The sequence below is a fragment of the Vibrio sp. OPT18 genome, assembly GCF_015163615.1.
GTDB classification, from domain to species: domain Bacteria; phylum Pseudomonadota; class Gammaproteobacteria; order Enterobacterales; family Vibrionaceae; genus Vibrio; species Vibrio coralliirubri.
The window spans coordinates 1-237 of record NZ_JADDYK010000097.1 but is presented as its reverse complement, the minus strand read 5'-3'; the positions used below and the strand labels follow the sequence as shown (position 1 = coordinate 237).

1 rRNA gene is annotated in these 237 nt (G+C 49.8%); it reads left to right on the top strand.

The window, feature by feature from the left end:
- Positions 1-97 (top strand): 5S ribosomal RNA (gene rrf / locus IQQ51_RS24100); the annotation flags it as partial.
- Positions 98-237: the final 140 nt, after the last annotated feature.

The window sequence follows — 237 nt, the reverse complement described above, 5'->3', positions numbered from 1 at the left end:
TGGACCCACCTGATTCCATGCCGAACTCAGAAGTGAAACACAATAGCGCCGATGGTAGTGTGGGGCTTCCCCATGTGAGAGTAGGACATCGCCAGGCTCCAAATTTATTTTCACTTTTTTGAAAAGTGAAGACAAAAAGTTTGAACACTTGTCAGCGACGACAAGTATTCCACTGCGGAGTGGTAGTTCAGTTGGTTAGAATACCGGCCTGTCACGCCGGGGGTCGCGGGTTCGAGT